The 21,264-nt window shown below is 76.3% G+C and carries 27 protein-coding genes and 1 riboswitch; of the genes, 8 read left to right on the top strand and 19 right to left on the bottom strand.

Going from position 1 to position 21,264, the window contains the following annotated elements:
• Window positions 1–16 precede the first annotated feature (16 nt).
• From soxR to N555_RS0108820, 3 genes are read left to right on the top strand one after another with little or no spacing between them, the layout of a single operon-like run.
• Window positions 17–496, top strand: coding sequence for a redox-sensitive transcriptional activator SoxR (gene soxR, locus N555_RS0108830; RefSeq protein WP_029431132.1), 480 nt, complete (start codon window positions 17–19; stop codon window positions 494–496).
• Window positions 497–528: 32 nt separating this feature from the next.
• Entirely contained in the window at window positions 529–1,380 is an 852-nt protein-coding gene (ygiD, locus tag N555_RS0108825) for a 4,5-DOPA-extradiol-dioxygenase (RefSeq protein WP_029431131.1), read from the top strand.
• 16 nt (window positions 1,381–1,396) lie between these two features.
• On the top strand, window positions 1,397–2,389 hold the full coding sequence (locus tag N555_RS0108820; protein ID WP_029431130.1) for a cyclase family protein: 993 nt from the start codon (window positions 1,397–1,399) through the stop codon (window positions 2,387–2,389).
• Between the two features lies 1 nt (window position 2,390).
• Here the strand turns inward: N555_RS0108820 and N555_RS0108815 are convergent, their stop codons facing one another.
• The 13 genes from N555_RS0108815 to N555_RS0108755 all read right to left on the bottom strand — a co-directional run bounded on the left by N555_RS0108815 (window position 2,391) and on the right by N555_RS0108755 (window position 13,959).
• The gene (locus N555_RS0108815; RefSeq protein ID WP_029431129.1) at window positions 2,391–2,780 is read right to left on the bottom strand and encodes a hypothetical protein; all 390 of its coding nucleotides are present in this window, start codon (window positions 2,778–2,780) and stop codon (window positions 2,391–2,393) included.
• Window positions 2,781–2,832: 52 nt separating this feature from the next.
• Complete coding sequence (locus tag N555_RS0108810; RefSeq protein ID WP_029431128.1) at window positions 2,833–3,495, bottom strand: NYN domain-containing protein; 663 nt, start codon at window positions 3,493–3,495, stop codon at window positions 2,833–2,835.
• 128 nt (window positions 3,496–3,623) lie between these two features.
• Window positions 3,624–4,871: a uroporphyrinogen-III C-methyltransferase gene (gene cobA, locus N555_RS0108805; protein ID WP_051683860.1), complete on the bottom strand. Its 1,248-nt coding sequence runs from the start codon at window positions 4,869–4,871 to the stop codon at window positions 3,624–3,626.
• Window positions 4,871–5,920 carry a nicotinate-nucleotide--dimethylbenzimidazole phosphoribosyltransferase gene (cobT, locus tag N555_RS0108800; protein WP_231502678.1) on the bottom strand — a complete coding sequence of 350 codons (1,050 nt, stop codon included), beginning with the start codon at window positions 5,918–5,920 and terminating at the stop codon, window positions 4,871–4,873. The genes cobA and cobT overlap by 1 nt, the downstream gene beginning before the upstream one ends.
• Before the next feature lie 44 nt (window positions 5,921–5,964).
• Window positions 5,965–7,026, bottom strand: a complete 1,062-nt coding sequence (cobC, locus tag N555_RS0108795) for an Rv2231c family pyridoxal phosphate-dependent protein CobC (protein WP_051683859.1) — start codon at window positions 7,024–7,026, stop codon at window positions 5,965–5,967.
• A complete protein-coding gene (locus tag N555_RS0108790; RefSeq protein WP_034509406.1) occupies window positions 7,023–7,370 on the bottom strand; it encodes a cobalamin biosynthesis protein in 348 nt (115 codons plus the stop codon). The genes cobC and N555_RS0108790 overlap by 4 nt, the downstream gene beginning before the upstream one ends.
• Window positions 7,367–8,212 (bottom strand): energy-coupling factor ABC transporter ATP-binding protein, encoded by an 846-nt coding sequence (locus N555_RS0108785; RefSeq protein ID WP_029431124.1) that lies wholly within the window; start codon window positions 8,210–8,212, stop codon window positions 7,367–7,369. Before N555_RS0108785 ends, N555_RS0108790 begins: the two co-directional genes overlap by 4 nt.
• On the bottom strand, window positions 8,209–8,943 hold the full coding sequence (cbiQ, locus tag N555_RS0108780; RefSeq protein WP_029431123.1) for a cobalt ECF transporter T component CbiQ: 735 nt from the start codon (window positions 8,941–8,943) through the stop codon (window positions 8,209–8,211). Before cbiQ ends, N555_RS0108785 begins: the two co-directional genes overlap by 4 nt.
• Entirely contained in the window at window positions 8,940–9,254 is a 315-nt protein-coding gene (locus tag N555_RS0108775) for an energy-coupling factor ABC transporter substrate-binding protein (RefSeq protein WP_029431122.1), read from the bottom strand. The genes cbiQ and N555_RS0108775 overlap by 4 nt, the downstream gene beginning before the upstream one ends.
• Window positions 9,251–9,937 carry an energy-coupling factor ABC transporter permease gene (locus tag N555_RS0108770; RefSeq protein WP_029431121.1) on the bottom strand — a complete coding sequence of 229 codons (687 nt, stop codon included), beginning with the start codon at window positions 9,935–9,937 and terminating at the stop codon, window positions 9,251–9,253. The genes N555_RS0108775 and N555_RS0108770 overlap by 4 nt, the downstream gene beginning before the upstream one ends.
• Entirely contained in the window at window positions 9,924–11,312 is a 1,389-nt protein-coding gene (locus tag N555_RS0108765) for a cobyrinate a,c-diamide synthase (protein ID WP_029431120.1), read from the bottom strand. Before N555_RS0108765 ends, N555_RS0108770 begins: the two co-directional genes overlap by 14 nt.
• Window positions 11,309–11,923: a cob(I)yrinic acid a,c-diamide adenosyltransferase gene (gene cobO, locus N555_RS0108760; protein WP_029431119.1), complete on the bottom strand. Its 615-nt coding sequence runs from the start codon at window positions 11,921–11,923 to the stop codon at window positions 11,309–11,311. The genes N555_RS0108765 and cobO overlap by 4 nt, the downstream gene beginning before the upstream one ends.
• Window positions 11,923–13,959: a putative cobaltochelatase gene (locus N555_RS0108755; protein WP_029431118.1), complete on the bottom strand. Its 2,037-nt coding sequence runs from the start codon at window positions 13,957–13,959 to the stop codon at window positions 11,923–11,925. The genes cobO and N555_RS0108755 overlap by 1 nt, the downstream gene beginning before the upstream one ends.
• A 75-nt stretch (window positions 13,960–14,034) precedes the next feature.
• Window positions 14,035–14,160, bottom strand: a riboswitch (cobalamin riboswitch).
• Between the two features lie 104 nt (window positions 14,161–14,264).
• On the opposite strand from N555_RS0108755, the gene N555_RS26735 reads away from it, so the two are divergent.
• The 4 genes from N555_RS26735 to N555_RS0108735 all read left to right on the top strand — a co-directional run bounded on the left by N555_RS26735 (window position 14,265) and on the right by N555_RS0108735 (window position 16,472).
• Window positions 14,265–14,711, top strand: a complete 447-nt coding sequence (locus N555_RS26735; protein ID WP_051683858.1) for a hypothetical protein — start codon at window positions 14,265–14,267, stop codon at window positions 14,709–14,711.
• A complete protein-coding gene (locus N555_RS0108745; protein ID WP_231502664.1) occupies window positions 14,708–15,013 on the top strand; it encodes a transcriptional regulator in 306 nt (101 codons plus the stop codon). Before N555_RS26735 ends, N555_RS0108745 begins: the two co-directional genes overlap by 4 nt.
• 36 nt (window positions 15,014–15,049) lie before the next feature.
• The gene (locus N555_RS0108740; RefSeq protein WP_029431115.1) at window positions 15,050–16,102 is read left to right on the top strand and encodes an AbrB family transcriptional regulator; all 1,053 of its coding nucleotides are present in this window, start codon (window positions 15,050–15,052) and stop codon (window positions 16,100–16,102) included.
• A gap of 100 nt (window positions 16,103–16,202) precedes the next feature.
• Window positions 16,203–16,472 carry a hypothetical protein gene (locus N555_RS0108735; protein WP_081866079.1) on the top strand — a complete coding sequence of 90 codons (270 nt, stop codon included), beginning with the start codon at window positions 16,203–16,205 and terminating at the stop codon, window positions 16,470–16,472.
• Between the two features lies 1 nt (window position 16,473).
• Here the strand turns inward: N555_RS0108735 and N555_RS25775 are convergent, their stop codons facing one another.
• Window positions 16,474–16,998 (bottom strand): type II toxin-antitoxin system PemK/MazF family toxin, encoded by a 525-nt coding sequence (locus N555_RS25775; RefSeq protein WP_081866105.1) that lies wholly within the window; start codon window positions 16,996–16,998, stop codon window positions 16,474–16,476.
• A gap of 194 nt (window positions 16,999–17,192) precedes the next feature.
• Here N555_RS25775 and N555_RS0108725 point away from each other — a divergent pair, with 194 nt between their 5' ends.
• Window positions 17,193–17,390, top strand: coding sequence for a hypothetical protein (locus N555_RS0108725; RefSeq protein ID WP_029431112.1), 198 nt, complete (start codon window positions 17,193–17,195; stop codon window positions 17,388–17,390).
• A 4-nt stretch (window positions 17,391–17,394) separates the two neighbouring features.
• Here N555_RS0108725 and N555_RS0108720 read toward each other — a convergent pair whose 3' ends face one another.
• Genes N555_RS0108720 through N555_RS0108700 form a run of 5 tightly spaced genes read right to left on the bottom strand, consistent with a single transcriptional unit; the run spans window position 17,395 to window position 21,190 of the window.
• The gene (locus N555_RS0108720) at window positions 17,395–17,820 is read right to left on the bottom strand and encodes a VOC family protein (RefSeq protein WP_029431111.1); all 426 of its coding nucleotides are present in this window, start codon (window positions 17,818–17,820) and stop codon (window positions 17,395–17,397) included.
• A gap of 50 nt (window positions 17,821–17,870) precedes the next feature.
• Entirely contained in the window at window positions 17,871–18,341 is a 471-nt protein-coding gene (locus N555_RS0108715; RefSeq protein WP_029431110.1) for a globin domain-containing protein, read from the bottom strand.
• Between the two features lie 47 nt (window positions 18,342–18,388).
• Entirely contained in the window at window positions 18,389–18,991 is a 603-nt protein-coding gene (locus tag N555_RS0108710; protein ID WP_029431109.1) for an MSMEG_1061 family FMN-dependent PPOX-type flavoprotein, read from the bottom strand.
• 31 nt (window positions 18,992–19,022) lie between these two features.
• Window positions 19,023–20,552, bottom strand: coding sequence for a cobyric acid synthase (locus N555_RS0108705; protein WP_029431108.1), 1,530 nt, complete (start codon window positions 20,550–20,552; stop codon window positions 19,023–19,025).
• The gene (locus N555_RS0108700) at window positions 20,549–21,190 is read right to left on the bottom strand and encodes a lysophospholipid acyltransferase family protein (protein WP_231502663.1); all 642 of its coding nucleotides are present in this window, start codon (window positions 21,188–21,190) and stop codon (window positions 20,549–20,551) included. The genes N555_RS0108705 and N555_RS0108700 overlap by 4 nt, the downstream gene beginning before the upstream one ends.
• Window positions 21,191–21,264: the final 74 nt, after the last annotated feature.

Here is a 21,264-nt window from a genome sequence, read left to right as displayed (position 1 = left end):
TGGCGCCGTGGAGCTCATGGCGATCGGCGAGGTCGCGGCACGGTCGGGGGTCGCGGTGTCCGCGCTGCGCTACTACGAGGCGGAGGGACTGGTCAGCTGCGAGCGGACGGCCGGGGGTGCGCGCCGGTTCCCGCGGTCGGTGCTGCGCCGGCTGGCGTTCATCCGGGCGGCGCAGAACGTGGGGCTCTCGCTCCCGGAGATCCGCGAGGCGCTGGCGACCCTGCCGGAGGGCCGCACCCCGACGGCGCGGGACTGGGCCCGGCTGTCGCACACCTGGCGGGCCCGCCTCGACGAGCAGATCGCCGCGCTCACCCAGCTGCGCGACGGGCTGGCGGCGTGCATCGGCTGCGGCTGCCTGTCGTTGTCCCGGTGCGCGCTGTCGAACGCGGGGGACGTCGCCGCCGCGTACGGGCCGGGCGCCCGCTGGCTCTCCCCGGCGCTGCGCCGCATACCGCCCACCTCGAACGCGGGGGACGCGGCCGGGCGCGCGGGGTAGGAGGATCCCCTCGGACGGGGAGGGGAGACCTGATGGCACTGATGCCCGCGGCCTTCATCGGGCACGGCAACCCGATGAACGCCCTGGAGAGCAACCGGTACACCGAGGCCTGGCGAGCCTTCGGCGCATCGGTGCCCCGCCCCCGGGCGGTCCTCGTGGTCTCCGCGCACTGGTACGTGCACGCCACGGCCGTGACCGCGATGCCCCGGCCGCGCACGATCCACGACTTCTTCGGCTTCCCCCGTGAGCTGTTCCAGGTCGACTACCCGGCTCCCGGCCTGCCCGGGCTGGTCGAGGAGATCGCCGACGTCGTCCGGCCGACCTGGGTGGGGGCCGACCTCGACAGCTGGGGCATCGACCACGGCGCCTGGTCGGTGCTGCGGCACGCCTTCCCCGACGCCGACGTGCCGGTCGTCCAGCTGTCGATCAACGCGCTCAAGCCGGCCGACTACCACCTCCAGCTCGGGGCGGCCCTGGCGCCGTTGCGCGAGGACGGCGTGCTCGTGCTGGGCAGCGGCAACGTGGTGCACAACCTCGGCGGGGTGAGCCGGGCGATGCCCGACGCCGGCTTCGACTGGGCGCAGCGCTTCGACGAGGCGGCGCGCGAGCTCATGCTCACCGACCCGGCGGCCGTGGGCCGGCTCGACGGGCACCGCGACCACTCCCTCGCCGTCCCGACGCCGGACCACTTCCTGCCGCTGCTGTACGTGGCCGGGGTGGCGGGGGCGACGGGGGCGAAGGCCGAGGTGCTGGTCGACGGCTACGCCTACGGCTCGCTGTCGATGACCTCGTTCACGGTCGGCGCTACCGTCCCCGACGCCGGCGGGACCGGGGTCGCGGCCAGACTGCCGGAGGACCCGCCGCCCGACGGCGCCAACATCTGACGACCCGGAGGCCGGCATGGCGGACGACGAGCTGCAGCTGCGCGACCCGCGCCCCGGCTCCCCGGAGCTGTCGAACTGGGGCGTCTTCGGCGACGACGACCAGATCGGCACGCTGAACTTCCTGACCCGCGCGGCGGTGCTCCGGGGCGTGGCCGCGGTGCGGCTCGGGGACCGCTACCCGCTGTCGCTACCGGTCGACCAGCCCCGGCTACCCGGGAGCGGGGCCTGGGCGTTCAAGCCGGAGGCGCCGCCGTACCGGAAGCCGGCCCACCGCATCAACGACGCCCGGTACGGCCTCGTCGGCAACGACGACTCCCTCACCATCGCCACGCAGGGCTCCTCGCAGTGGGACGCGCTGATCCACAGCGGCGCCGACGAGGACGGCGTCGACGGCGTCTTCTACAACGGCGTGCCGCGCTCGGCGGTCGACGCGGACGGGTTCGCCCACCGCAACGGCATCGACCAGGTCGCCCGCGTCGGCATCGTCGGCCGCGGGGTGCTCCTCGACGTCGCCCGCATGGTGGCCGGCGGGGCGGCCGACCCGCTGCCACCCGGGTACGTGATCACGCCGGAGGAGACCGAGGCCTGCGCCCGGCACCAGGGCGTGGTCGTCGAGAGCGGGGAGGTCGTCTGCTTCCGCACCGGCTGGGCGGAGGCCTACCTGGCCGCCGACGACGCCCGCCGCGGCGCGCTGCTCGCCGGCCGGGACGCGGCCGGCAACCCGGGACAGGCCGGTATCAGCCCCGACCACGCGGCGATGGCACACGCCCAGCGCTGGGCCGCGGTCGTCGCCGACAACGCCGCGGTCGAGGCGGTGCCGCTGGCCCAGCCGCCGGCGCACGTGCGGATGATGCGCGACCTCGGTCTCACGTTCGGCGAGCTGTTCCAGCTCGGGGACCTGGCCACCGCCTGCGCGGCCGACCGGCGGTGGGAGTTCCTCTTCGTGGCGGCGCCGCTGTGGATCCCCGGCGGGATGGGCTCCCCGGCGAACGCCGTCGCGATCCGCTGAGTCAGCCGAACTTCTCCCCGAGCTCCTCGAGGAAGGCGTCGGCCAGCCGCGAGAACCGGTCGGCGGTCATCTCGATCCGCTCCCCGGGCTGCAGGCCCAGCACCGACCGCTCCGGCGCGTAGCGGATGACCTTGGTCGTGGTGAACCGGCCGTCGCCCTCGACCAGGGCGGCGACGATGAGCTCGACCTCGTTGAGGGGCGTGCCGTCCTTGCCCGCCACCGCGCGGATCCGGTGCACGAAGCGCCGGTCCAGGGCGAGCAGGGCGTCGGTGAAGACGACGTCCTCCAGCCCGGCCGGCGACCCGGCGTCGGCGAAGTCCCGCAGGACGCGGTCCGCGGCCTCGCGGGCACGGCGGATCTCGTCGGGGGCGAAGTCCTTGCGTCCCAGCACGGCGTTCCTCCTGCTCTCGGCGGCGGGGGCACCGTAGCGCCGGGCTCCGCCGTCAACCGGCGCGCACGGCCCGGACCAGGAGACTCAGGCCCTCGCGGCGCAGCTCGAAGCGGCCGGTCGCCTGGACGAGTTCGCTGAGCCGGCGGTGGCCGTGTGCCCGCGGGTCGAGACCGCCGGAGGCGCGGAGCCGGTGACCCACGGTGCTGAGCGGGGCCCAGCCGTCGTCCCGGCGGGTCGCCTCGACCGCGGCCAGCACCCGGGTCACCAGCCGCGCGTGCCCGCGCGCGCCCTGCACCACGGTGAAGCGGGTGCACGCCGCGACGAACGGAGCGGGCGCCTTGGCCTCCCCGAAACCGTGCACCCGGGCGCCGCCGGCGACGAGTCGCAGCACGAGCGGGGTGAAGTCCGCGTCGCTGGAGACGAGCGCGAAGGCGTCGACGGCGCGGGCGTGGAAGAGGTCCATCGCGTCGACGACGATGGCCATGTCCACTGCGTTCTTGCCGCTGCTGCAGGGGGACTGCTGCACCGCCTGCACCCCGAGCGGACGCATCGCCGCCGTCCACGGGGCCAGCTGTGGCGTCGTCCAGTCGCCGTAGGCCCGGCGCACGACCAGCGAGCCGTGCACCGACGCCTCGGGAACGATCCGGCCGAGCGCGGCAGCGGGCGCGTTCTCGGCGTCCACGAGCAGCGCGATCCGCGTCCCACCGGTGCCCATCGGGCGACCGTCGCGGGCGTCCGTCCCGGGCGCAACGGTGCGGACGCCCGGACGGGTGGGTGTCCCGCCCGAGGTCACGAGGTCGGGTGCCGTGCGGTCGAGCCGGTCACCGCGGGTGACGGCAGGTGTCAGCCGGAGGCGCCCAGCGCGACGACCTCGCCGACCACCCAGACCGCCGGCGGCATGATCGCCTCGTCGGCCAGCGTCCGCCCCAGCCCGGCGAGGGTGGTGCGGACGACCCGCTGCCCGGGGGTGGAGCCGTCGGCGACGACGGCGACCGGGGTCTCCGGCGACCGGCCGTGCTCGACCAGGGCGGCGGCGATCTGCGGCGCGGTGTCGACGCCCATGAGGACGACGAGCGTGCCGCGCAGTCGGCCGAGCGCGGCCCAGTCGACCAGCGAGGCGGGGTGCCCCGGCGGGACGTGCCCGGAGACGACGACGAACTCGTGGGTCAGCCCGCGATGGGTGACCGGGATGCCGGCGAGCGCCGGGACGCCGATCGCCGAGGTGACGCCGGGCACGACCTCGACCGGGACGCCGGCGGCGACGCAGGCCTCGACCTCCTCCATGCCGCGGCCGAAGACGAACGGGTCGCCGCCCTTGAGCCGCACCACCCGCTTGCCGGCCAGCGCCCGGTCCACGAGCAGCTGGTTGATCTGCTCCTGCGCCATGTACCGGCCGCGGGGGAGCTTGGAGGCGTCGATGACCTCCACGTCGGGCGGGAGCGAGGCCAGCAGTGACTGCGGGGCCAGGTGGTCGGCGACCACGACGTCGGCCTGGGCCACCGCGTGCTGGCCGCGGACGGTGATCAGCTCCGGGTCGCCGGGGCCGCCGCCGACGAGGACGACGGTGCCGGCCGGGCTCGCGTCCGTGGCGCGGCCGGCGGTGTCGCGGATGCTCCCGTCGGCCAGGCCGGCGAGGACCGAGTCCCGGACGCCGACGGCCCGCTGCGGGTCGCCACCGCCGTGCACGCCGATGACCAGGTCGCCGTGGCGGCCGACGGCCGGTGTCCACACGCTCGAGGCCGCGCGGTCGTCGGCCCGGGCGCAGAAGACCCGCGCCGCCTCCGCCTCGGCCGCCACCGCCGCGTTGACCTCGCGGTCGTCGGTGGCCGCCACGGCGTACCAGGCGCCGGCCAGGTCACCGGGCTCGTACCGGCGCGGCAGCCAGGTGACCGAGCCGGGGGCCACCAGTGCCTCCAGCGCCGGCGTCACCTCCGGGCTGACGAGGGTGACCTCCGCGCGGGCCTCCAGCAGGCCGGCCACCCGGCGGTGGGCGACCTGGCCGCCGCCGACGACGACGACCTTGCGGCCGAGCAGCCGCAGGCCGATGGGATAGACGACCCCGGTGCTGGGGTCGACGGGTGTCTCGGGCATCAGCTCTTCTCCGTGACCCCGGCGGAGTCGAACGTCGCGACGTCCTGGAGCGCCCGCGCGGCGCTGGCGACCAGCGGCAGCGACAGCAGCGCGCCGGTGCCCTCGCCCAGCCGCAGGTCCAGTCCCAGCAGGGGCCGCATGCCGAGCGCCTGCAGCGCCAGGGCGTGCCCGGGCTCGGCGGAGCTGTGTCCGGCGAGCGCGTACTCCAGGGCGGTGGGGCACAGGGCGGCGGCGACGAGGGCCGCGGCGCCGGCGATGACGCCGTCGAGCAGCACGGGCAGCCGGGCGGCGGCGGCGCCGATCACGAAGCCGGCGATCGCGGCGTGCTCGAGCCCGCCGACCTCGGCGAGGGTGGCCAGCGCCTGCTCGGGGGTCGCCGGGCGGCCGGGCAGCCGGCCGACCGCGCGCTCGACGACGGCGACCTTGCGGGCCAGCGTGGGGTCGTCCACGCCGGTGCCCCGCCCGGTCGCCGCGGCCGCCGGGGCGCCGGTGAACGCGCAGACCAGGGCCGCCGACGCGGTGGTGTTCGCGATGCCCATGTCGCCGGTGACCAGGCAGGCGTGGTCGGCGGCCAGCGCGGTGGCGACCTCGATGCCGGCCTCGACCGCGCGGCGGGCCTCGTCGAGCGACATGGCCGGGCCGACGGCGAGGTCGGCGGTGCCGGAGCGGATCGCGGAGCGGATGAGGCGGTCGGTCTGCTCGACGGCGTAGGGCGTCGCCACCCCGACGTCCACCACGACGACGTCGGCACCGAGCTGCGCGGCGAAGGCGTTCACCACCGCACCGCCTGCCAGGAAGTTCGCGACCATCTGCGCCGTGACCTCCTGCGGCCAGGGGGTGACCCCCTGGGCGTGCACGCCGTGGTCGGCGGCGAAGACGGCGACGGCGGCCGGCACCGGCAGGGGCGCGGGGCAGGCGCCCGCGATGCCGGCCAGCTGCGCGGCGACGTCCTCGAGCACGCCGAGCGAGCCCGGGGGCTTGGTCATGCGGTCCAGCCGCTCGCGGGCGGCGCGCTCGGCGCCGGCGTCGCGGGGGGCGACGGCGGCGATCGTCTCGCCCAGCAGCGTGCCGGCGAACGGGGTCGGGTCGGTGCTCAGCGGATCTCCTCCAGGGCAGGGGGTGCGGTCCGCGTCGTCGAGGACGACCCAAGGATCGCAGCGAGGTCGGTGGCGAACGCACGGGAGGTCCCCGCATCGCGGACGGCGACCCGCAGGTGGTCGCCGTCCAGACCGGGGAAGGTGTCGCCGCGGCGGACCGCCCAGCCGTGGGCGCGCAGCTCGGCGCGGACCCGGGGCCCGTGCGGCACCCGCAGCAGGACGAACGACGACCGGGGCTCGCCGACCACCTCCACCCCGTCGGGCAGGGCGGCCAGCAGCGCCGCCCGGTGCCCGGTCAGCTCGGCGGCGGCTGCGGCGGACTCGGCGCGTGCGGCGGGCGTCGTGCAGGCGGTCAGCGCAGCCAGCGCGGGGGTGGAGACGGGCCAGTGGGGCTGGGCGGCGGCGAGCGCGGCGACGAGGTCGGGCGCCCCGAGTGCGTAGCCGACCCGCAGCCCGGCCAGCCCCCACGTCTTGGTGAGGCTGCGGACGACGAGCAGGCCCGGGAGGTCGCGCCGGCCGGCCAGGGACTCCGGCTCGCCGGGCACGGTGTCGGCGAACGCCTCGTCCACCAGGAGCACCCGCCCGGGGCGGGCCAGCGCGGCCACCGCCTCGGCGGGGTGCAGCACCGACGTCGGGTTGGTCGGGTTGCCCAGCACCACGAGGTCGGCGGCGGCCGGGACGGCGGCGGGGAGCAGCCGGTAGCCCGGCGCGTCCAGCACGAGCCGCTCGACCGGGTGCCCGGCCGCGCGCAGGGCTGCCTCCGGCTCGGTGAACGACGGGTGGACGACGACGGCGCGGCGGGGCCGCAGTGCCCGCGCGACCAGCACGAACACCTCCGCGGCGCCCGCGGCGAGCAGCACCTCCTCCGGCGGCCGGTCGTGCGCGGCGGCGACGGCGGCGCGCGCCGGGCCGGCGTCGGGATAGGCGGCGGCGTCGTCCAGCGACCGGTGCAGCACCGCGCGCAGCCACTCCGGCGGGGTGCCCGCGCGGACGTTGACGGCGAGGTCGACGAGCCCCGGGGCGAGCTCGGCGTCCCCGTGGTGGTGGAGGTCCGTCATGACGCGACCGCCACCGCCACGGTCACCCGCCCGTGCACCGTCCGGCCGACGAGCAGCGTGCCGCCGCCGAGGAGGGCCGCGGCCTCGGCCACCGACGGCGTGCCGACCGCCGCGGCGACCCTTGCCGACGGCTCCGGCACCCCGACGGCGGCCAGGTCGGCGGCCGGGTACCCGGTCAGCGGCCAGCCGCGGCGCGCGGCCGCCGTCGCGATCCCCGGCTCGGCCGCCCGGACGTCGAGGGTGACCAGCCGGACGTCGGCGGCGTCCGCGGGGAGAACGGCGTCGATGGCGGCCAGCACCTCGTCGGCGGAGACGCCGGACCGGGCGCCGATGCCGACCCTCACGTGACGACCCCGGGCCGGTCGGGCAGCGCGGCGAGCAGGGCGGCGACGTCGCGGGGGAGCGCACCGTCGGCCAGCAGGCCGATCTCCTGAAGCCGCGCACCGACGGTCAGCGCCCACGGCCGGTCGAGGCGGGCGCGGGCGAGCAGGTCGTCGTCGCCGAGCATCGTCGCCGGGTCGCCCTGCACGACCCGCCGGTCGACGACGACGGCGACCTCGTCGGCCCAGCGCAGCGCCAGGTCGACGTCGTGGGTGCTCATGACGACCGTGGTCCCGGACGCCTCGAGCCGGGTCAGTGCGGCGAGGGCCTCGGCGACCGCGGAGGGGTCCAGGCCCGCTGTCGGCTCGTCGAGCAGCAGCACGCAGGGGCGCATGGCGACCGCACCGGCGATCGCGACCCGCTTGCGCTCGCCGTAGGAGAGCTGGTGGGTGGGGCGGGCGGCGAGACCGTCGACGGCGAGCAGTCGCAGCGCCTCGGCGACCCGCTCGCGGACGGCGTCGTCGTCCAGGCCCAGGTTGAGCGGGCCGAACGAGACGTCCTGCGCGACCGAGGCGCTGAACAGCTGGTCGTCGGGGTCCTGGAGGACCAGCTGCACTTCCTGCCGGTGGGCGCGCAGCCCGCGGCGGCTGTGCCGGAGCAACTGGTCGTCGACGGCGACGGATCCCGCGGCCGGCTCCAGGGCGCCGGAGAGGCAGCGGAGCAGCGTCGTCTTCCCCGAGCCGTTCGCGCCCAGGATCGCCAATCGCCGGCCGGCGGGGACGCTGACCGAGGCGCCGTCGAGCACCCGGCGGCCACGCTCGTAGCCGACGACGAGCCCGTCGGCGGCCAGGGACCGGTGGCTCATGCGACGGCCAGCGACGCGGAGACGATGCCGGCCAGGGCCAGCACCGAGCAGGCGAGGAACAGCCGGGACGACGGCAGCACCTCGGGCAGCACCCGCAGGCCGGTCTCGAGCCCCCGCCCGGCCAGGCCCTCCTGCATCCGGCGGGCGCGGTCCCAGGACCGGGTGAGGACGGCGGCCGCGAGCACCCCGGAGGAGCGGTAGGAGCGGCGGACCGACGAGTAGCCCATCCGGGCGGTCTGCGCCTCGCGGATGGTGTTCAGGCTCTGCAGCAGCACGAACAGCAGCCGGTAGGTCACCGACGCGACCTCCACGACGGCCGCCGGCACCCGCAACCGGCGCAGCGCGGGCAGCAGGTCGGCCATCGGGGTCGTGGTGGCCAGCAGGAGGACCGCGGCGCTCCCGGCCAGGGCGTGCCCGACCAGCGACCCGGCGCGCGCTGCGGCGTCGGGCGCCCAGCCGAGGCCGCCGTCGACCGTGACCACCGTCGTGAGCGCGCTGACGGCGACGAATGTCAGCGGCCAGCGCACCGCCCGGCCGAACGTCGCGGCAGGCACCCGCGCCGGTCCGAGCGCCAGCACGACGGCGACGGCGCCCACCAGCACGCTGCCCGGCCAGGCGGGGAGGACGAGCGCGCAGACGACCAGTCCGACGCAGAGCAGCAGCTTGTCGCCGGGGGAGCGGTGCCGCCAGGCGCTGGCCCAGGCGGCGTCGTCGACGGCGAGGCCCGTCACGGCTGCTCGGCGGGTTCCGGTGCGGGCGTGCTGGACCGGCGGCCGCGCAGTCTCCCGATGACGTAGCCGAGGACGCCGCCGCCGAGGGCCGCCTGGAGGGCGAACAGGCCGGACTCCACCGACGGCGACAGGGGCGGCAGCACCGAGGTGAACCACGGCTCGTACCCCGGATCGCTCTCCTGGATGGCGGTCACGGCCTGGTTGTCGGTGCCGGTGAAGTCCGAGGACCCGCCGTCCATCAGCAGTGGCACGGCGAACAGCGCCACCACCGCGAGGACGAGCAGCACGGTGACCAGCCTGCGGCGGCTCATCGGACCTCCTCCTGCGCCGGGGCGGGGGGCAGCAGGCCCAGCCGCTCCAGCTCGGGCCGGGCGTTCGTGGTGAGCACCCGGAACAGCAGGACGCCGAGCAGTCCCTCGCCGACCGCCAGCGGGATCTGGGTGACCGCGAAGACGCCGAGGAACTTGACCGCGGCGCCGGCGAACCCGCTGTCGGCGTCGGGGAAGGCGAGCGCCAGCTGCAGGGCGGTCGTGACGTAGGTGGCGAGGTCGGCGACGAGCATCGCGACGAACACCCCCGGCAGGAGGCCGCCGCCGAGCGACCGGGTCAGCCGGTAGGCGCCGTAGCCGGCCCAGGGCCCGACGATCGCCATCGAGAAGGCGTTGGCCCCGAGAGTGGTGAGCCCGCCGTGCGCCAGCAGCAGCGCCTGGAAGAGCAGCACCACCGTGCCCAGCAGCGCCATCACCGGTGGTCGGAACAGCACCGCCCCGGCGCCGGTCCCGGTCGGGTGGCTCGAGCTGCCGGTGACCGACGGCAGCTTGATCGCGCTCAGCACGAAGGTGAACGCGCCCGCCGCGCCGAGCAGCAGCGTGTTCTCCGGGTGCTCGCGCACCTCCTTGACCACGGCACGGGCGCCGTGGACGACGAAGGGGGCGGCGGCGACGGTCCAGCCCACGGCGTGCAGCGGCGGGAGGAACCCCTCAGCGATGTGCATGCTGCTCCGATCGGTCGGCCGCGGCGCAGGCGGCGACGAAGCGGGCGGCGAGCTGCGGGCTGCCGGCCCAGTGCAGGTGCAGGTAGGAGGCGTGCACCGAGCCGGTCGCGAACCCCTCGGCGGTCGCGCCGGCCGGGCCGGACCACTGCCAGGCGGGCATCGCCCCGGCACCGGGGGTGGCCGTCGTCCGGTGGAACTCGTGCCCGCGCACGCGGGTGCCGGCGGCGGCCAGCACCGAGTCGGCGGGGGCGACGGCGGCGCGGTAGCCCAGCGTCAGCCTCGGCGCCATCGCCGTCGTCACGTCGAGGACGCCGCACATCGGGTGCCCGTCCAGCTCGCCGGCCAGGTAGAGCAGGCCGGCGCACTCGGCGGCGACCGGCCCGCCGCGGGCGGCGAGCGCGGCGACCTCGGCGCGCAGCGACGCGTTGGCCGACAGCTCGGCGGCGTACACCTCGGGGAAGCCGCCGCCGACGACGAGCCCGGCCGTGCCCGCGGGCAGGTGCTCGTCGCGGAGCGGGTCGACGGTCACGACCTCGGCACCCGCGGCCGCGAGCAGCTCGGCGTTCTCCGCGTAGCCGAAGGTGAAGGCCGGGCCGCCGGCGACCGCGATCCGGGGCCGGCCGGGCACGACGCCGACCTCGGCCGCCGGGTCCCACGGGACCGCGTCCAGGTCGGGCGCGGTGCGGGCCAGCGCGAGGACGGCGTCCAGGTCCACCCCGGCCGCGACGACCTCGCCGAGCCGGCGCACGGTGTCGACCGCCTCACCGGACCGCTCGGCGGCCGGCACCAGGCCTAGGTGCCGGGACGGCGTCCCGACGGCGTCGGTGCGGGGGACCGCGCCGAGCACCGGCACCCCGGAGGCGTCCAGCGCCTCGCGGAGGATCGCCTCGTGCCGCGGGCTGCCGACCCGGTTGAGCACCACCCCGCCCAGGCGGACGGTCGGGTCGAAGGTGGCGAAGCCGTGCACCAGCGCCGCGACGCTCTGCGCCTGCGCGCTCGCGTCGACGACGAGCACCACCGGCGCCCGCAGCAGTCCCGCGACGTACGCGGTCGAGCCGAAGCCGGGGGCGACGTGCGGGTGGCTGGCGCCGTCGAACAGGCCCATGACGCCCTCGACCACCGCGACGTCGGCGCCGCGGGAGCCGTGCAGGAACAGCGGCGCGATCCGCTCCTCGCCGACGAGCCACGGGTCGAGGTTGCGCCCGGGGCGGCCGGCGGCGAGGCCCGCGTACCCGGGGTCGATGTAGTCGGGGCCGACCTTGTGCGGCGAGACGGTCAGCCCGCGGGCGGTGAGGGCGGCGACGAGCCCGGTCGTGATCGACGTCTTGCCGGCTCCGCTGGTCGGGGCGGCGACGACGATGCGCGGCGCGGTCACCACTCGATCCCCCGCTGGCCCTTCTGGCCGGCGTCCATCGGGTGCTTGACCTTGGTCATCTGCACGACCAGGTCCGCGGCCTCGACCAGCGCCGGGTGCGCGTCCCGACCGGTGATCACCACGTGCTGGGTGCCCGGCCGGTTCGTGAGCGTCTCGACCACGTCGTCGACGTCCACCCAGCCCCACTTCATGGGGTAGGTGAACTCGTCCAGCACGTAGAACCGGTGCGCCTCCGCGGCGAGGTCGCGCTTGATCTGCGCCCAGCCCTCGGCGGCATCGGCGGCGTGGTCGACGTCGCTGCCCTGCCGTCGCGACCACGACCAGCCCGAGCCCATCTTGTGCCAGACGACCGGACCGCCCTCGCCGGTCTCCTCGTGCACCCGGCCGAGCACGCTCAGCGCGGTCTCCTCGCCGACGCGCCACTTGGCGCTCTTCACGAACTGGTAGACCGCGACCGACCAGCCCTGGTTCCAGGCGCGCATCGCCATGCCGAACGCGGCGGTGGACTTGCCCTTCATCTCGCCGGTGTGGACGACGAGCAGCGGCCGGTTGCGGCGCTGGCGCGTGCTCAGCCCGTCGTTCGGGACGACCTCGACCTGTCCCTTCGGCATCAGGCGGCCTCTCGCAGGCTGCGGACCGTGCCGGCCAGGGTCTCGGCCGCGAGCTCCTCCAGCCGCAGGGTCTGCGCGCCCAGGTGCACGCCCAGCTGCGCGGCCAGGCCCAGCCGGACCGGCCCGGACTCGCAGTCGACGACCACGCTCGCCGTCCCGGTGGCGGCCAGCAGCCCCGCGGTCCGGTGTGACTGGCCGACCGCGTCGGAGCCGCGGGCCCCGGTCGCCCGGCCGTCGGTGACGACGACGAGCAGCGCCCGCCGCTGCGGCTCGCGGATCCGCTCCACCCGGAGCACCTCGTGTGCGCGCAGCAGCCCGGCCGCGAGCGGGGTGCGGCCGCCCGTGGGCAGCTCCCGAAGCCGTGCGGCGGCGGCCTCGACCGACCAGGTGGGCGGCAGCGCGAGCTCGGCGTCCCCGCCGCGGAAGGTGATCAGGCCGACCTTGTCCCGCCGCTGGTAGGCGTCGAGCAGCAGGGAGAGGACGGCGCCCTTGACCGCGCCCATCCGTGCCTTCGACCCCATCGAGCCGCTGGCGTCGACGACGAACAGCACGAGGTTGCCCTCCCGGCCCTCCAGCGTGGCCTGCCGCAGGTCCTCCCGGGCGACGCGCAGACCGGGGCCGGTGCGGCCGCGGGCCCGCTGGTGCGGTGCGGCGGCGAGCACCGTGTCGACCAGGTGCAGGCGGGTGACCGGGCCGGCGGGGCGGGTGGAGCCGACGACCCGGCCGCGCTCGGACCGCGCCCGCGACCGGCGGCCGGCCGCACCTGCGCCGATGCCGGGCACCTCCAGCCGGCGGGTGCGGAACGGGTCCGCAGCCTCCACCGCCGCCCGCTCCGGCGCGGGCGCGGAGGTCGCGCTCTCCCCGCTCTCGCCATGCCCAGGCATAGGAGGCTTTCCCTGCGTCTCGCCGGTCGATCCGGGGGTGTTGCTTCCTATGCCTGCGTCGTCCGGCGGGGGGGTGCCTCCGGGTGGCGGGCCGCCGTCCTCGGGAGGCGGGCCGTCGCCGTCGGGCTCGGGATCCGGCTCCTCGGGGCGGGCGTCGTCGAGCGCCTGCTCGAGCGTCTCCTCGTCCAGCCCGGGGGCGTCGAAGGGGTTGCGGCGGCGGCGGTGCGGCAGGGCCAGCCGGGCGGCGACGCGGACGTCGTCCTCGGTCACCGCGTCCCGCCCGCTCCACGCGGCGTGCGCGATCGCGGCCCGGGCGGTCACCAGGTCGGCGCGCAGCCCGTCGACGTCGAACGCGGCGCAGACCGAGGTCACCTGGCGCAGCGCGTCGTCGCCGAGGACGACGTGCGGCAGCCGCGCCCGGGCGGAGGCGATCCGCTCCGCGAGCCCGGCCTCCTCCTCGGCCCACGTCGCGGCGAACCCGGCCGGGTCGGCGTCGGCGGCGAACCGGCGGCGGACCACCTCGGCGCGCTCGGCCGGGTCGCGCGGGGCGGCGACCTCGACCGTGAGGCCGAACCGGTCGAGCAGCTGCGGCCGGAGCTCGCCCTCCTCGGGGTTCATCGTCCCGACCAGCAGGAACCGGGCGGCGTGCCGGACGGAGACGCCCTCTCGCTCGACGTAGGCGGTGCCCATCGCCGCGGCGTCCAGCAGCAGGTCGACCAGGTGGTCGTGCAGCAGGTTGACCTCGTCGACGTAGAGCACGCCCCGGTTCGCGGCGGCCAGCAGGCCCGGCTCGAACGCCTTGACGCCCTCCGTCAGCGCCCGCTCCAGGTCCAGCGAGCCGACGACGCGGTCCTCCGACGCCCCCACCGGGAGCTCCACCAGCCGGGCCGGCCGCGTGCCCGCCGGGGCACCGGGGTCGTGCGGGCCGTCGGGACAGCCGGGGTCGGGCGCGGCCGGGTCGCAGCCGAAGCGGCAGCCGGTGACGACGGCGACCGGCGGCAGGACGGCGGTCAGTGCGCGGACGGCGGTCGACTTCGCCGTCCCCTTCTCACCGCGGACCAGCACCCCGCCGATCGCGGGGGAGACGGCGTTCAGCAGCAGCGCCAGGCGCATGTCGGCCATGCCGACGACGGCGGAGAACGGATAGGTCATGCGATGGGACCGGCGAGCACGGCACTCGTCCTCTCCCCGGGTGTCCACGCCCGGAGGTGGCAGGGACGACGGCGAGAGTCTCCTGGCTCCCGGATCGACGCCCGGCCCCAGCCTTCCCGCTCCGGAGAGCAGTGGCATGCATGGGGTCGGACTCCCCGGTCACAGTGGCGGGACCGCGCCGGAATCTCACCGGGCTTCCTCCACTGCCGTCGCGTGTGGCGCGGCCATCACACCACGGGAAGGGGGCGCGCCGACAGCCGGTCGCGACTTGACGAGATGGAAAGTGACCAGGCACTCTTTCCGACATGGAAAGCAACGATATCGACCGGGCCGAGGCCGCCGCCCAGCTCGCTGCGCTGCGGGCCGACCGGGTGGCGCTGGCCGACCGCGTGCGGGCGCCGTGGTGGTACGACGTCGCGCTGGGGCTGCTGCTGTTCGCCTTCCTGTCCTCCTACGCCTTCGACTCGCTGTGGGTCACCTTCCCGGCGCTGGTCCTGTTCGGCGCCGGGCTGGGCGCCCTCGTCGCGGCCTACAAGCGGATCACCGGCATCTGGGTGAGCGTCACCGGGCCGGCGATGACGGCCTGGGGCGGCTTCGTCCTGCTGGTCCTGGTGCCGGCGTTCGTGCTGGCCGAGGGCTTCGACCAGCACTGGGTCATGGTCGTCGCCGGCGCGGTGCTCGGCACCGCCGTGGTCCTGTTCGGCCGGCACTGGAGCCGCCGCTACGACGCGGAGTTGCGGAGCGGGCTGTGAGCGTGAGTCCCGCGGGCACGACCCCGCTGTTCGACGCGGTCATCCACCCGCCGCCCCGGCTGCAGATCTGCGGGCTGCTCGCGGCGGTCGACACGATGGAGTTCGCCACCGTCCGCGACACCGTCGGGGTGAGCGACTCCGTCCTCTCCAAACACGTCAAGCAACTGGAGGAGGCCGGGTACGTCAAGGCCTCGAAGGCGACCATCGCCTCCCGGCAGCGGACCAGTCTCGCCCTCACCAAGGACGGCCGGCGGGCCTTCGACGCCCACGTCGCCGAGCTGCGGCGGATCACCGGGGCCTGACGAGGGCAGGAACCCCGGCCGAGGAGACTGAGCGCGATGAGCGGGCGGCGGCGGTGGGCTGACGTCGCCTCGGTCGTCGCCGCGGCGGGAGTCGCCGGCGTGGTCCTCGCCGCCCTCGGCCTCCCCTCGGCGGCGCTGTTCGGCGGCCTGCTCGCCGGGCTGGTCCGGGGACTGGCCGGCTCCCGGCGGCTGGCCTTCCCGCGGCCGGCGGTCCTGGCGGCGCAGGCGACGCTCGGGGTGTCGATCGGCTCGCTGGTCGACGTCGACACCCTCGCCGCGCTGGGCGAGGACTGGCTGCCGGTCCTGCTCGTGGTGCTCGGCACCCTGGCGCTGAGCCTCGTGGCCGGACTGCTGCTGCGGCTGCAGCCGGGCATCAGCCCCGTCACCGGCGCGTTCGCGATGATCGCCGGGGGTGCCTCCGGGATCACCGCGATGGCCCGGGACCTCGGCGCCGACGACCGGATGGTCGCCGTCCTCCAGTACCTGCGGGTGCTGCTCATCGTCCTGCTCATGCCGGTCGCGGCGACGGCGGTCTACGGCGCCTCGCCCGGCTCCGGCGGCGGACCGGCGGACGACGCCGCTCCGGGGTGGCCGCTCGGGCTGCTGTTCACCGCGGGGTGCGCGGTCGCCGGCGTGCTGCTGGCGCGGCTGCTGCACGTGCCAGTCCCCGCGCTGCTCGGCCCGCTCGTGGTCGCCGCGGCGCTGGACCTCTCGGGCCTGTCCGGCGGCGCGGAGGTGCCGGCGCTTCTGGGCGCGGCCGCCTTCGTCGTCATCGGGCTGAACGTCGGCCTGAACTTCGACCGGGCGAGCCTGCGCACGATCGGCCGGGCGCTGCCCCTGGCGCTCGCCGTGATCGCCGGCGTGATCGCGGCCAGCGCCGGGCTGGGCGTCGTCCTGGCGGCGGTCACGGGGGCGAGCCAGCTCGACGCGTACCTCGCCACCACGCCCGGCGGGCTCTACGCCGTCCTCGCGACGGCGACCGACGGCGGCGCGGACGCCACCTTCGTGCTCGCCGTCCAGGTGCTGCGGCTGTTCGTGATGCTCGGGACGGCGCCGCTCCTGGCCCGCTGGTTGCGCCGAGCCGCCTGAGCGTTTCGCGCGCGAGACGGCCCGACCCGTCGGCCCCTCGTGCACAGGAGAACTCCCGGAAGACGGTCTTCCGTCGTCCGGCACGCCTACCCTCGACCGGGTGTCCGACGCGACGAGGGGGAGCGAGCTGTCCGAGCAGGTGGAGTCCGACGACACGGTGCTGCTGTTCGTCGGCGGCCCGCTCGACGGCCGCGTCGAGGTGCGCCCGGCGCGGCACGGTGACCCGCTGCCCACGGTGACCCACGTGCACCTGCACGACGGACCCAAGGTGGTCAGCCGCTACGACCTGCAGGAACTCCCCGGCGCGGCGGGGGTCTACCACCTGCGCACGCCGGCCCGCCGCCGGGACCGCGACGAGGCGGCCGGCTGACCTACCACCCCTGGGTGCGGCGCGCGGCGGCGACGACGTCGTCGAACAGCGTCCGGTCGAGCGCGGCGCCCTCGCGGCGCACCTTCGCCGGCTCGAGCACCAGCAGGCGGTCCAGCCGCACCTCGCTGGGCCGCCGCGACGAGTCCCATGCACCCGTGCCCACGTCCATCCAGGACCGCCCGTGGCGCGCCTCGTCGGCGGCATCCCGGTCGTGGTCCTTGCTGGTCAGCATCAGGCCGAGCAGGTCGCGGCCGCGGCGGCCGATCACGAGCACCGGACGGTCCTTGCCGCGGCCGTCGCCCTCGTCGTAGGGCACCCAGGCCCAGACGACCTCGCCGGGATCGGGGTGGCCGTCGGCGCGCGGCCGGTACTCCAGGTCGGCGTCGGCCGGGCCGTCCGTGGGCGCCGGTCTCGCGGCTGCCGGTCGGGCCCGCGGCGGTGCGGCGGCCGGCCGGCCGGCGGTGCGCGCAGCGGCGCCGAGCGAGGAGCGGAGGAGTGCGGCCAGCCGCCGTACGGGAGACGCCATGCGGGCACGGTACGGAGCCCCCGCAGCGGCGGTCGCGGCGCCGGAGGACGGCACCGTGCCGATCGTCCTGGACGGCCCAGGTGTCACTCGTGACACATCGGCACCAAATGGTCACGGATTGGGTTCGGTACGCCGATAGGGGGGCACCATGTGTCTCGGACGGTCCGGGGGGCCCGTTCCGAGAGGAGAGGCCCATGACCTCGGCCGAGCCCGTGCCGTCCCACGTCCTGCACCCGCGCGAGGTGAAGGCCAGCGTGCTGGCGGCCTTCCAGCTCGTCGAGGATGCGCGCTATCTCGGCACGGAGCGCAAGCGCCGGCGCAGCCGCAGTCGGGCCGCGGCCGAGCGCACCGTCGCCTCCCGCCGGCTCGCCCGGGACATCCTGGCCGGCTGAGCCCTCAGGCGACGCAGAACTCGTTGCCCTCGGGATCGGCGAGCGTGGCCCACACCAGCGGGCCCTGCCCGGCCCGCCAGAGTTCCCGGGCGCCCATGGCCAGCAGGCGGGCGACCTCGGCCTCCCGCTTCTCGGCCCCGACGTGCAGGTCCAGGTGCACGCGGTTCTTGACCGTCTTCTCCTCGGTCGACCGCTGGAAGAGCACCCGCGGCCGGCCCGGGTCGGGAGAACGCAGCGCCGCCCCCAGGGTCCACACCAGCACGCCGCGGTGGGTGGTCGTGTCGTCCTCCGACGCGTGCCCCTCCGCGACCATCCGCCGGATGAAGTCCTCGTCGCTGGGCTCGACCCCCCAGCCCAGCGCCTCGGCCCACCAGTCGGCCAGGACGTGCGGGTCGGTCGCGTCGATCGTCACCTGGAACTCGGTAGCCATGCCGGGACGCTAGGACACGGCACCGACAGGACGAGGACCGTCGGCGCCGCTCACGTCGGGCGCTGCAGCCCCTCCCACGACCAGCGCGGCATGGGTGCGTCTGTGGGCACCACGGCGTCGACCGGCGACACGGCGAGCACGTCGTCGACGGCCCAGGTCATGTACGCGGCGAGGGCGGCCCGGAACGCCGGGTCGGCGGGGAGCCCGGCGTCGTCGGCCGCGGCCACGAAGCAGGCGAGGAACCGCCTCCCCAGGTCGTCGATGTCGCCGTTGTGCGCGTGCATCAGCAGGACGGCGGGCTGGTCGATCCCGGCCGTGGACGCCGCCGGCGGACCGCCGAGCACCTCGCCCCAGTAGGCCGCCAGCCGCTCGACGTGCTCGGCGTGCACCCCGTGCGAGAAGGGGTGGTTCAGCTCGGGGTCGGCCAGGCACCGGTCATGGTGCGCCCGCGCCAGTGCGAGGAGGGCCGACGCACCACCGGCGAACTCGTACAGGGAGGGTCGTGCCTCCTGCTGGGCCATGACGGCGGAGGGTGCTCCGGCCCCGCCGCCCGGTCAACCGGGCGCTCTCAGAGCTCGGGCAGCAGGCCCGCCCGCAGGACGTCGTCCGGGGGCAGCGGTGCCGGCAGGTCGCAGTGGTCGCGGAAGACCGTGCCGATGGCCGGGAAGTCGCCCCGGTCCCCCCAGCTGTCCGGAGCCCACATCCCGGAGCGGATCAGCGACTTCGCGCACTGGAAGTAGGCCCGCTGCACGTCCACGACCAGCACCGACAGCGGCGGCTTGCCGAACTCGGTGAGGTCGAGGTCGAGGTCGTCGGGGCCGACGATGGTCGCCGTCCCGTAGACCCGCAGCACCTCCTCGATCCGCGGCACGAGGAACATCAGCGCGACCCTCGGGTTGGCGGCGATGTTGCGCAGACTGTCGATCCGGTTGTTGCCCGGGCGGTCGGGCAGCACCAGCCGGTGCTCGTCGAGGACCTTGACGAAGCCGCGCTCGCCACCGCGGGGCGAGACGTCGGGCCAGCCCTCGGCGTCGGCGGTGGCCAGGGTCGCCCACGGGGAGATCTCGATGAACGCCCGGCAGTGGTCGTCGACCCGGTCGATCACCTTGTCCAGGGGGATCCGGTTCGGCGCGCGGTAGACGGCCAGTGCTCCCGGCGTCGGTTCGGTCACGCCCTCGACGGTAGCGGGAGCCGCCGACGGCTCAGCGCGGTGCGGCCCCGGGCGGCAGCAGCGACAGGTCCGCGGGGGGCCCCGACTCGATCAGCCGCCAGAGGGCGTCGGTGTCGGCGTGTTCGGCGACCAGGTCGCCCAGCGCGTCCAGCCGGGCCTCGCGGAGCGCGGCGAACGACGTGGTGGGCGCGGGCACGAAGCGCCGTCCGGCCGCCCGGGCGACCTCGGTGAGGAAGGCCCGCCGGAACTCGTCGTCCTCCAGCGTGCCGTGCCAGGTGGTGCCCCACACGGACCCGGCCCGGGCGCCGTCGAGGAAGCGCTCGGCGGAGTCGTCGACCGCGACCACCCCGTGGTGGATCTCGTAGCCGCGCACCGGCCGGCCGAACGCCGTCCCCACCGGGCGGCCCAGCGTCTTCTCCCGGGCGAAGACCACGTCCGTCGGCAGCAGGCCGAGCCCAGCCACGGCACCGGCCCGCGACTCGACCTCGTCGGTGATCGTCCGCGCCAGCATCTGGTTCCCCCCGCAGATGCCCAGGACCGGACGCCCCTCGGCGGCGCGCCGGGCGACCGCCTCGGCCAGCCCGGACTCCCGCAGCCAGCCCAGGTCGGCGACGGTCGAGCGCGTCCCGGGCAGCACGACCAGGTCGGCGTCGGCCAGTTCCTCGGGCCGGGTCGCGTAGCGCACCAGGACGCCGGGCTCGGCGGCCAGCGCGTCGAGGTCGGTGAAGTTCGACAGCCGGGGGAGCCGGGCCACCGAGACGCGCAGCACGTCCGCCCCGTGCGGCGGTCCGGCCGAGGAGACGCCGGTGGGCACGCCGAGGGAGTCCTCCACGTCGAGCGCGGCGCCCGGCAGCCAGGGCAGCACCCCCAGCGTGGGCCGGCCGGTGAGGCGGGCCAGCTCGTCGAGCCCGGGGGACAGCAGCCGGACGTCGCCCCGGAACTTGTTGACCAGGAACCCGGCGACCAGTCGCTGGTCGGCCGGCGGCATGAGCGCGACCGTGCCGTAGAGGGCGGCGAACACCCCGCCCCGGTCGATGTCGCCGACGACCACGACCGGCAGCTGGGCCGCCGTGGCCAGCCCCATGTTGGCGATGTCGTCGGCGCGGAGGTTGATCTCGGTGGGCGAGCCGGCGCCCTCGCACACGACGACGTCGAACCGCGACCGCAGGTGGGCCAGCGACGCCAGCACCTGCTCCAGCAGGGCCGCCTTCATCGGCCGGTAGGACAGCGCGGTCACGTCGGCGACCGGCCGGCCGAGGACGACGACCTGCGAGGAGTCCTCGCCGCCGGGCTTGAGCAGCACCGGGTTCATGTGCGCCTCGGGCTCGACCCGGGCCGCCGCGGCCTGCATCACCTGGGCGCGGCCGATCTCGGCGCCGTCGGCGGTGACCATGGAGTTGTTGCTCATGTTCTGCGCCTTGAACGGCGCCACGGACACGCCCTGGCGGGCCAGCCAGCGGCAGATGCCCGCGGTCACGACCGACTTGCCGGCGTCGGAGGTCGTGCCGGCGACGAGGAGGGCGCCGCCGGCGGCGCCGCGCCCGGATGCGGCGCCGCTCACGCGACCTCGCGCGGCTCGCCCCAGCCGGCCTTCTCCTGGCCGGACAGCTCGGCGATCGCCTCCATGATCCGGTCGGTGACCTCGCGGCGGGCCCGACCGTTGCGGGCCGCTCCCTGGTGCTCGGGGAAGGTCAGCGGCGGGCCGAAGGTGACCGTCACGCGGTGCGGCCGCGGCCAGGTGGCGCCGACCGGCTGGACCCGGTCGGTCCCCGACACCGCCACCGGGACGACGGGGCAGCCGGCGGTCAGCGCGAGCCAGGCGACGCCGGTCTTGCCGCGGGCCAGCCGGCCGTCGCGGGAGCGGGTGCCCTCGGGGTAGATGCCGAAGGCGTCGCCGTCGTGCAGCACGCCCAGGGCGGTGTCGAGCGCGGCCTGGGCGGCGCGGGAGGTCTCCCGCTCGACCGGCAGGGCGCCGAGCGCGGAGAACAGGGTGCGGGTGAACCACCCGCCGACCCCCGGCGTCGTGAAGTACTCGGCCTTGGCCAGGTAGCGGACCCGGCGCGGCGCCGACAGCGGGATGACCATGCTGTCGATGAAGGAGAGGTGGTTGCTGGCCAGGATCACCGGGCCGGTGGCCGGCACGTTCTCCTGCCCGGTGACGCGGGTGCGGAGGACCGCGCGGGACAGCGGTCGCAGCACGAACCTCGCGACTCCGTAGAGCACGCCGCGCCCCCCGCTCCGTCGTGCCCCGGCGCGGTCGGTACCGGCCGCGG

The organism is Blastococcus sp. URHD0036 (assembly GCF_000701365.1).
GTDB lineage: Bacteria > Actinomycetota > Actinomycetes > Mycobacteriales > Geodermatophilaceae > Trujillonella.
Note: the sequence above shows the minus strand (reverse complement) of the source record. Positions and strands in the feature narration are given on the sequence as shown.

Bases quoted from the DNA above. Each gene is read 5' to 3' on its own strand.
- ygiD (WP_029431131.1), top strand. From the start codon at position 529: ATGGCACTGATGCCCGCGGCCTTCATCGGGCACGGCAACCCGATGAAC.
- N555_RS0108715 (WP_029431110.1), bottom strand. From the start codon at position 18,341: ATGGCCCAGCAGGAGGCACGACCCTCCCTGTACGAGTTCGCCGGTGGT.
- cobC (WP_051683859.1), bottom strand. From the start codon at position 7,026: ATGACGGACCTCCACCACCACGGGGACGCCGAGCTCGCCCCGGGGCTC.
- N555_RS0108770 (WP_029431121.1), bottom strand. From the start codon at position 9,937: ATGCACATCGCTGAGGGGTTCCTCCCGCCGCTGCACGCCGTGGGCTGG.
- N555_RS25775 (WP_081866105.1), bottom strand. From the start codon at position 16,998: ATGGCGTCTCCCGTACGGCGGCTGGCCGCACTCCTCCGCTCCTCGCTC.
- soxR (WP_029431132.1), top strand. From the start codon at position 17: ATGGCGATCGGCGAGGTCGCGGCACGGTCGGGGGTCGCGGTGTCCGCG.
- N555_RS0108785 (WP_029431124.1), bottom strand. From the start codon at position 8,212: ATGAGCCACCGGTCCCTGGCCGCCGACGGGCTCGTCGTCGGCTACGAG.
- cobA (WP_051683860.1), bottom strand. From the start codon at position 4,871: ATGCCCGAGACACCCGTCGACCCCAGCACCGGGGTCGTCTATCCCATC.
- N555_RS26735 (WP_051683858.1), top strand. From the start codon at position 14,265: ATGGAAAGCAACGATATCGACCGGGCCGAGGCCGCCGCCCAGCTCGCT.
- N555_RS0108720 (WP_029431111.1), bottom strand. From the start codon at position 17,820: ATGGCTACCGAGTTCCAGGTGACGATCGACGCGACCGACCCGCACGTC.
- N555_RS0108810 (WP_029431128.1), bottom strand. From the start codon at position 3,495: ATGGGCACCGGTGGGACGCGGATCGCGCTGCTCGTGGACGCCGAGAAC.
- N555_RS0108775 (WP_029431122.1), bottom strand. From the start codon at position 9,254: ATGAGCCGCCGCAGGCTGGTCACCGTGCTGCTCGTCCTCGCGGTGGTG.
- N555_RS0108820 (WP_029431130.1), top strand. From the start codon at position 1,397: ATGGCGGACGACGAGCTGCAGCTGCGCGACCCGCGCCCCGGCTCCCCG.
- cobO (WP_029431119.1), bottom strand. From the start codon at position 11,923: ATGCCGAAGGGACAGGTCGAGGTCGTCCCGAACGACGGGCTGAGCACG.
- N555_RS0108740 (WP_029431115.1), top strand. From the start codon at position 15,050: ATGAGCGGGCGGCGGCGGTGGGCTGACGTCGCCTCGGTCGTCGCCGCG.
- N555_RS0108755 (WP_029431118.1), bottom strand. From the start codon at position 13,959: ATGACCTATCCGTTCTCCGCCGTCGTCGGCATGGCCGACATGCGCCTG.
- N555_RS0108725 (WP_029431112.1), top strand. From the start codon at position 17,193: ATGACCTCGGCCGAGCCCGTGCCGTCCCACGTCCTGCACCCGCGCGAG.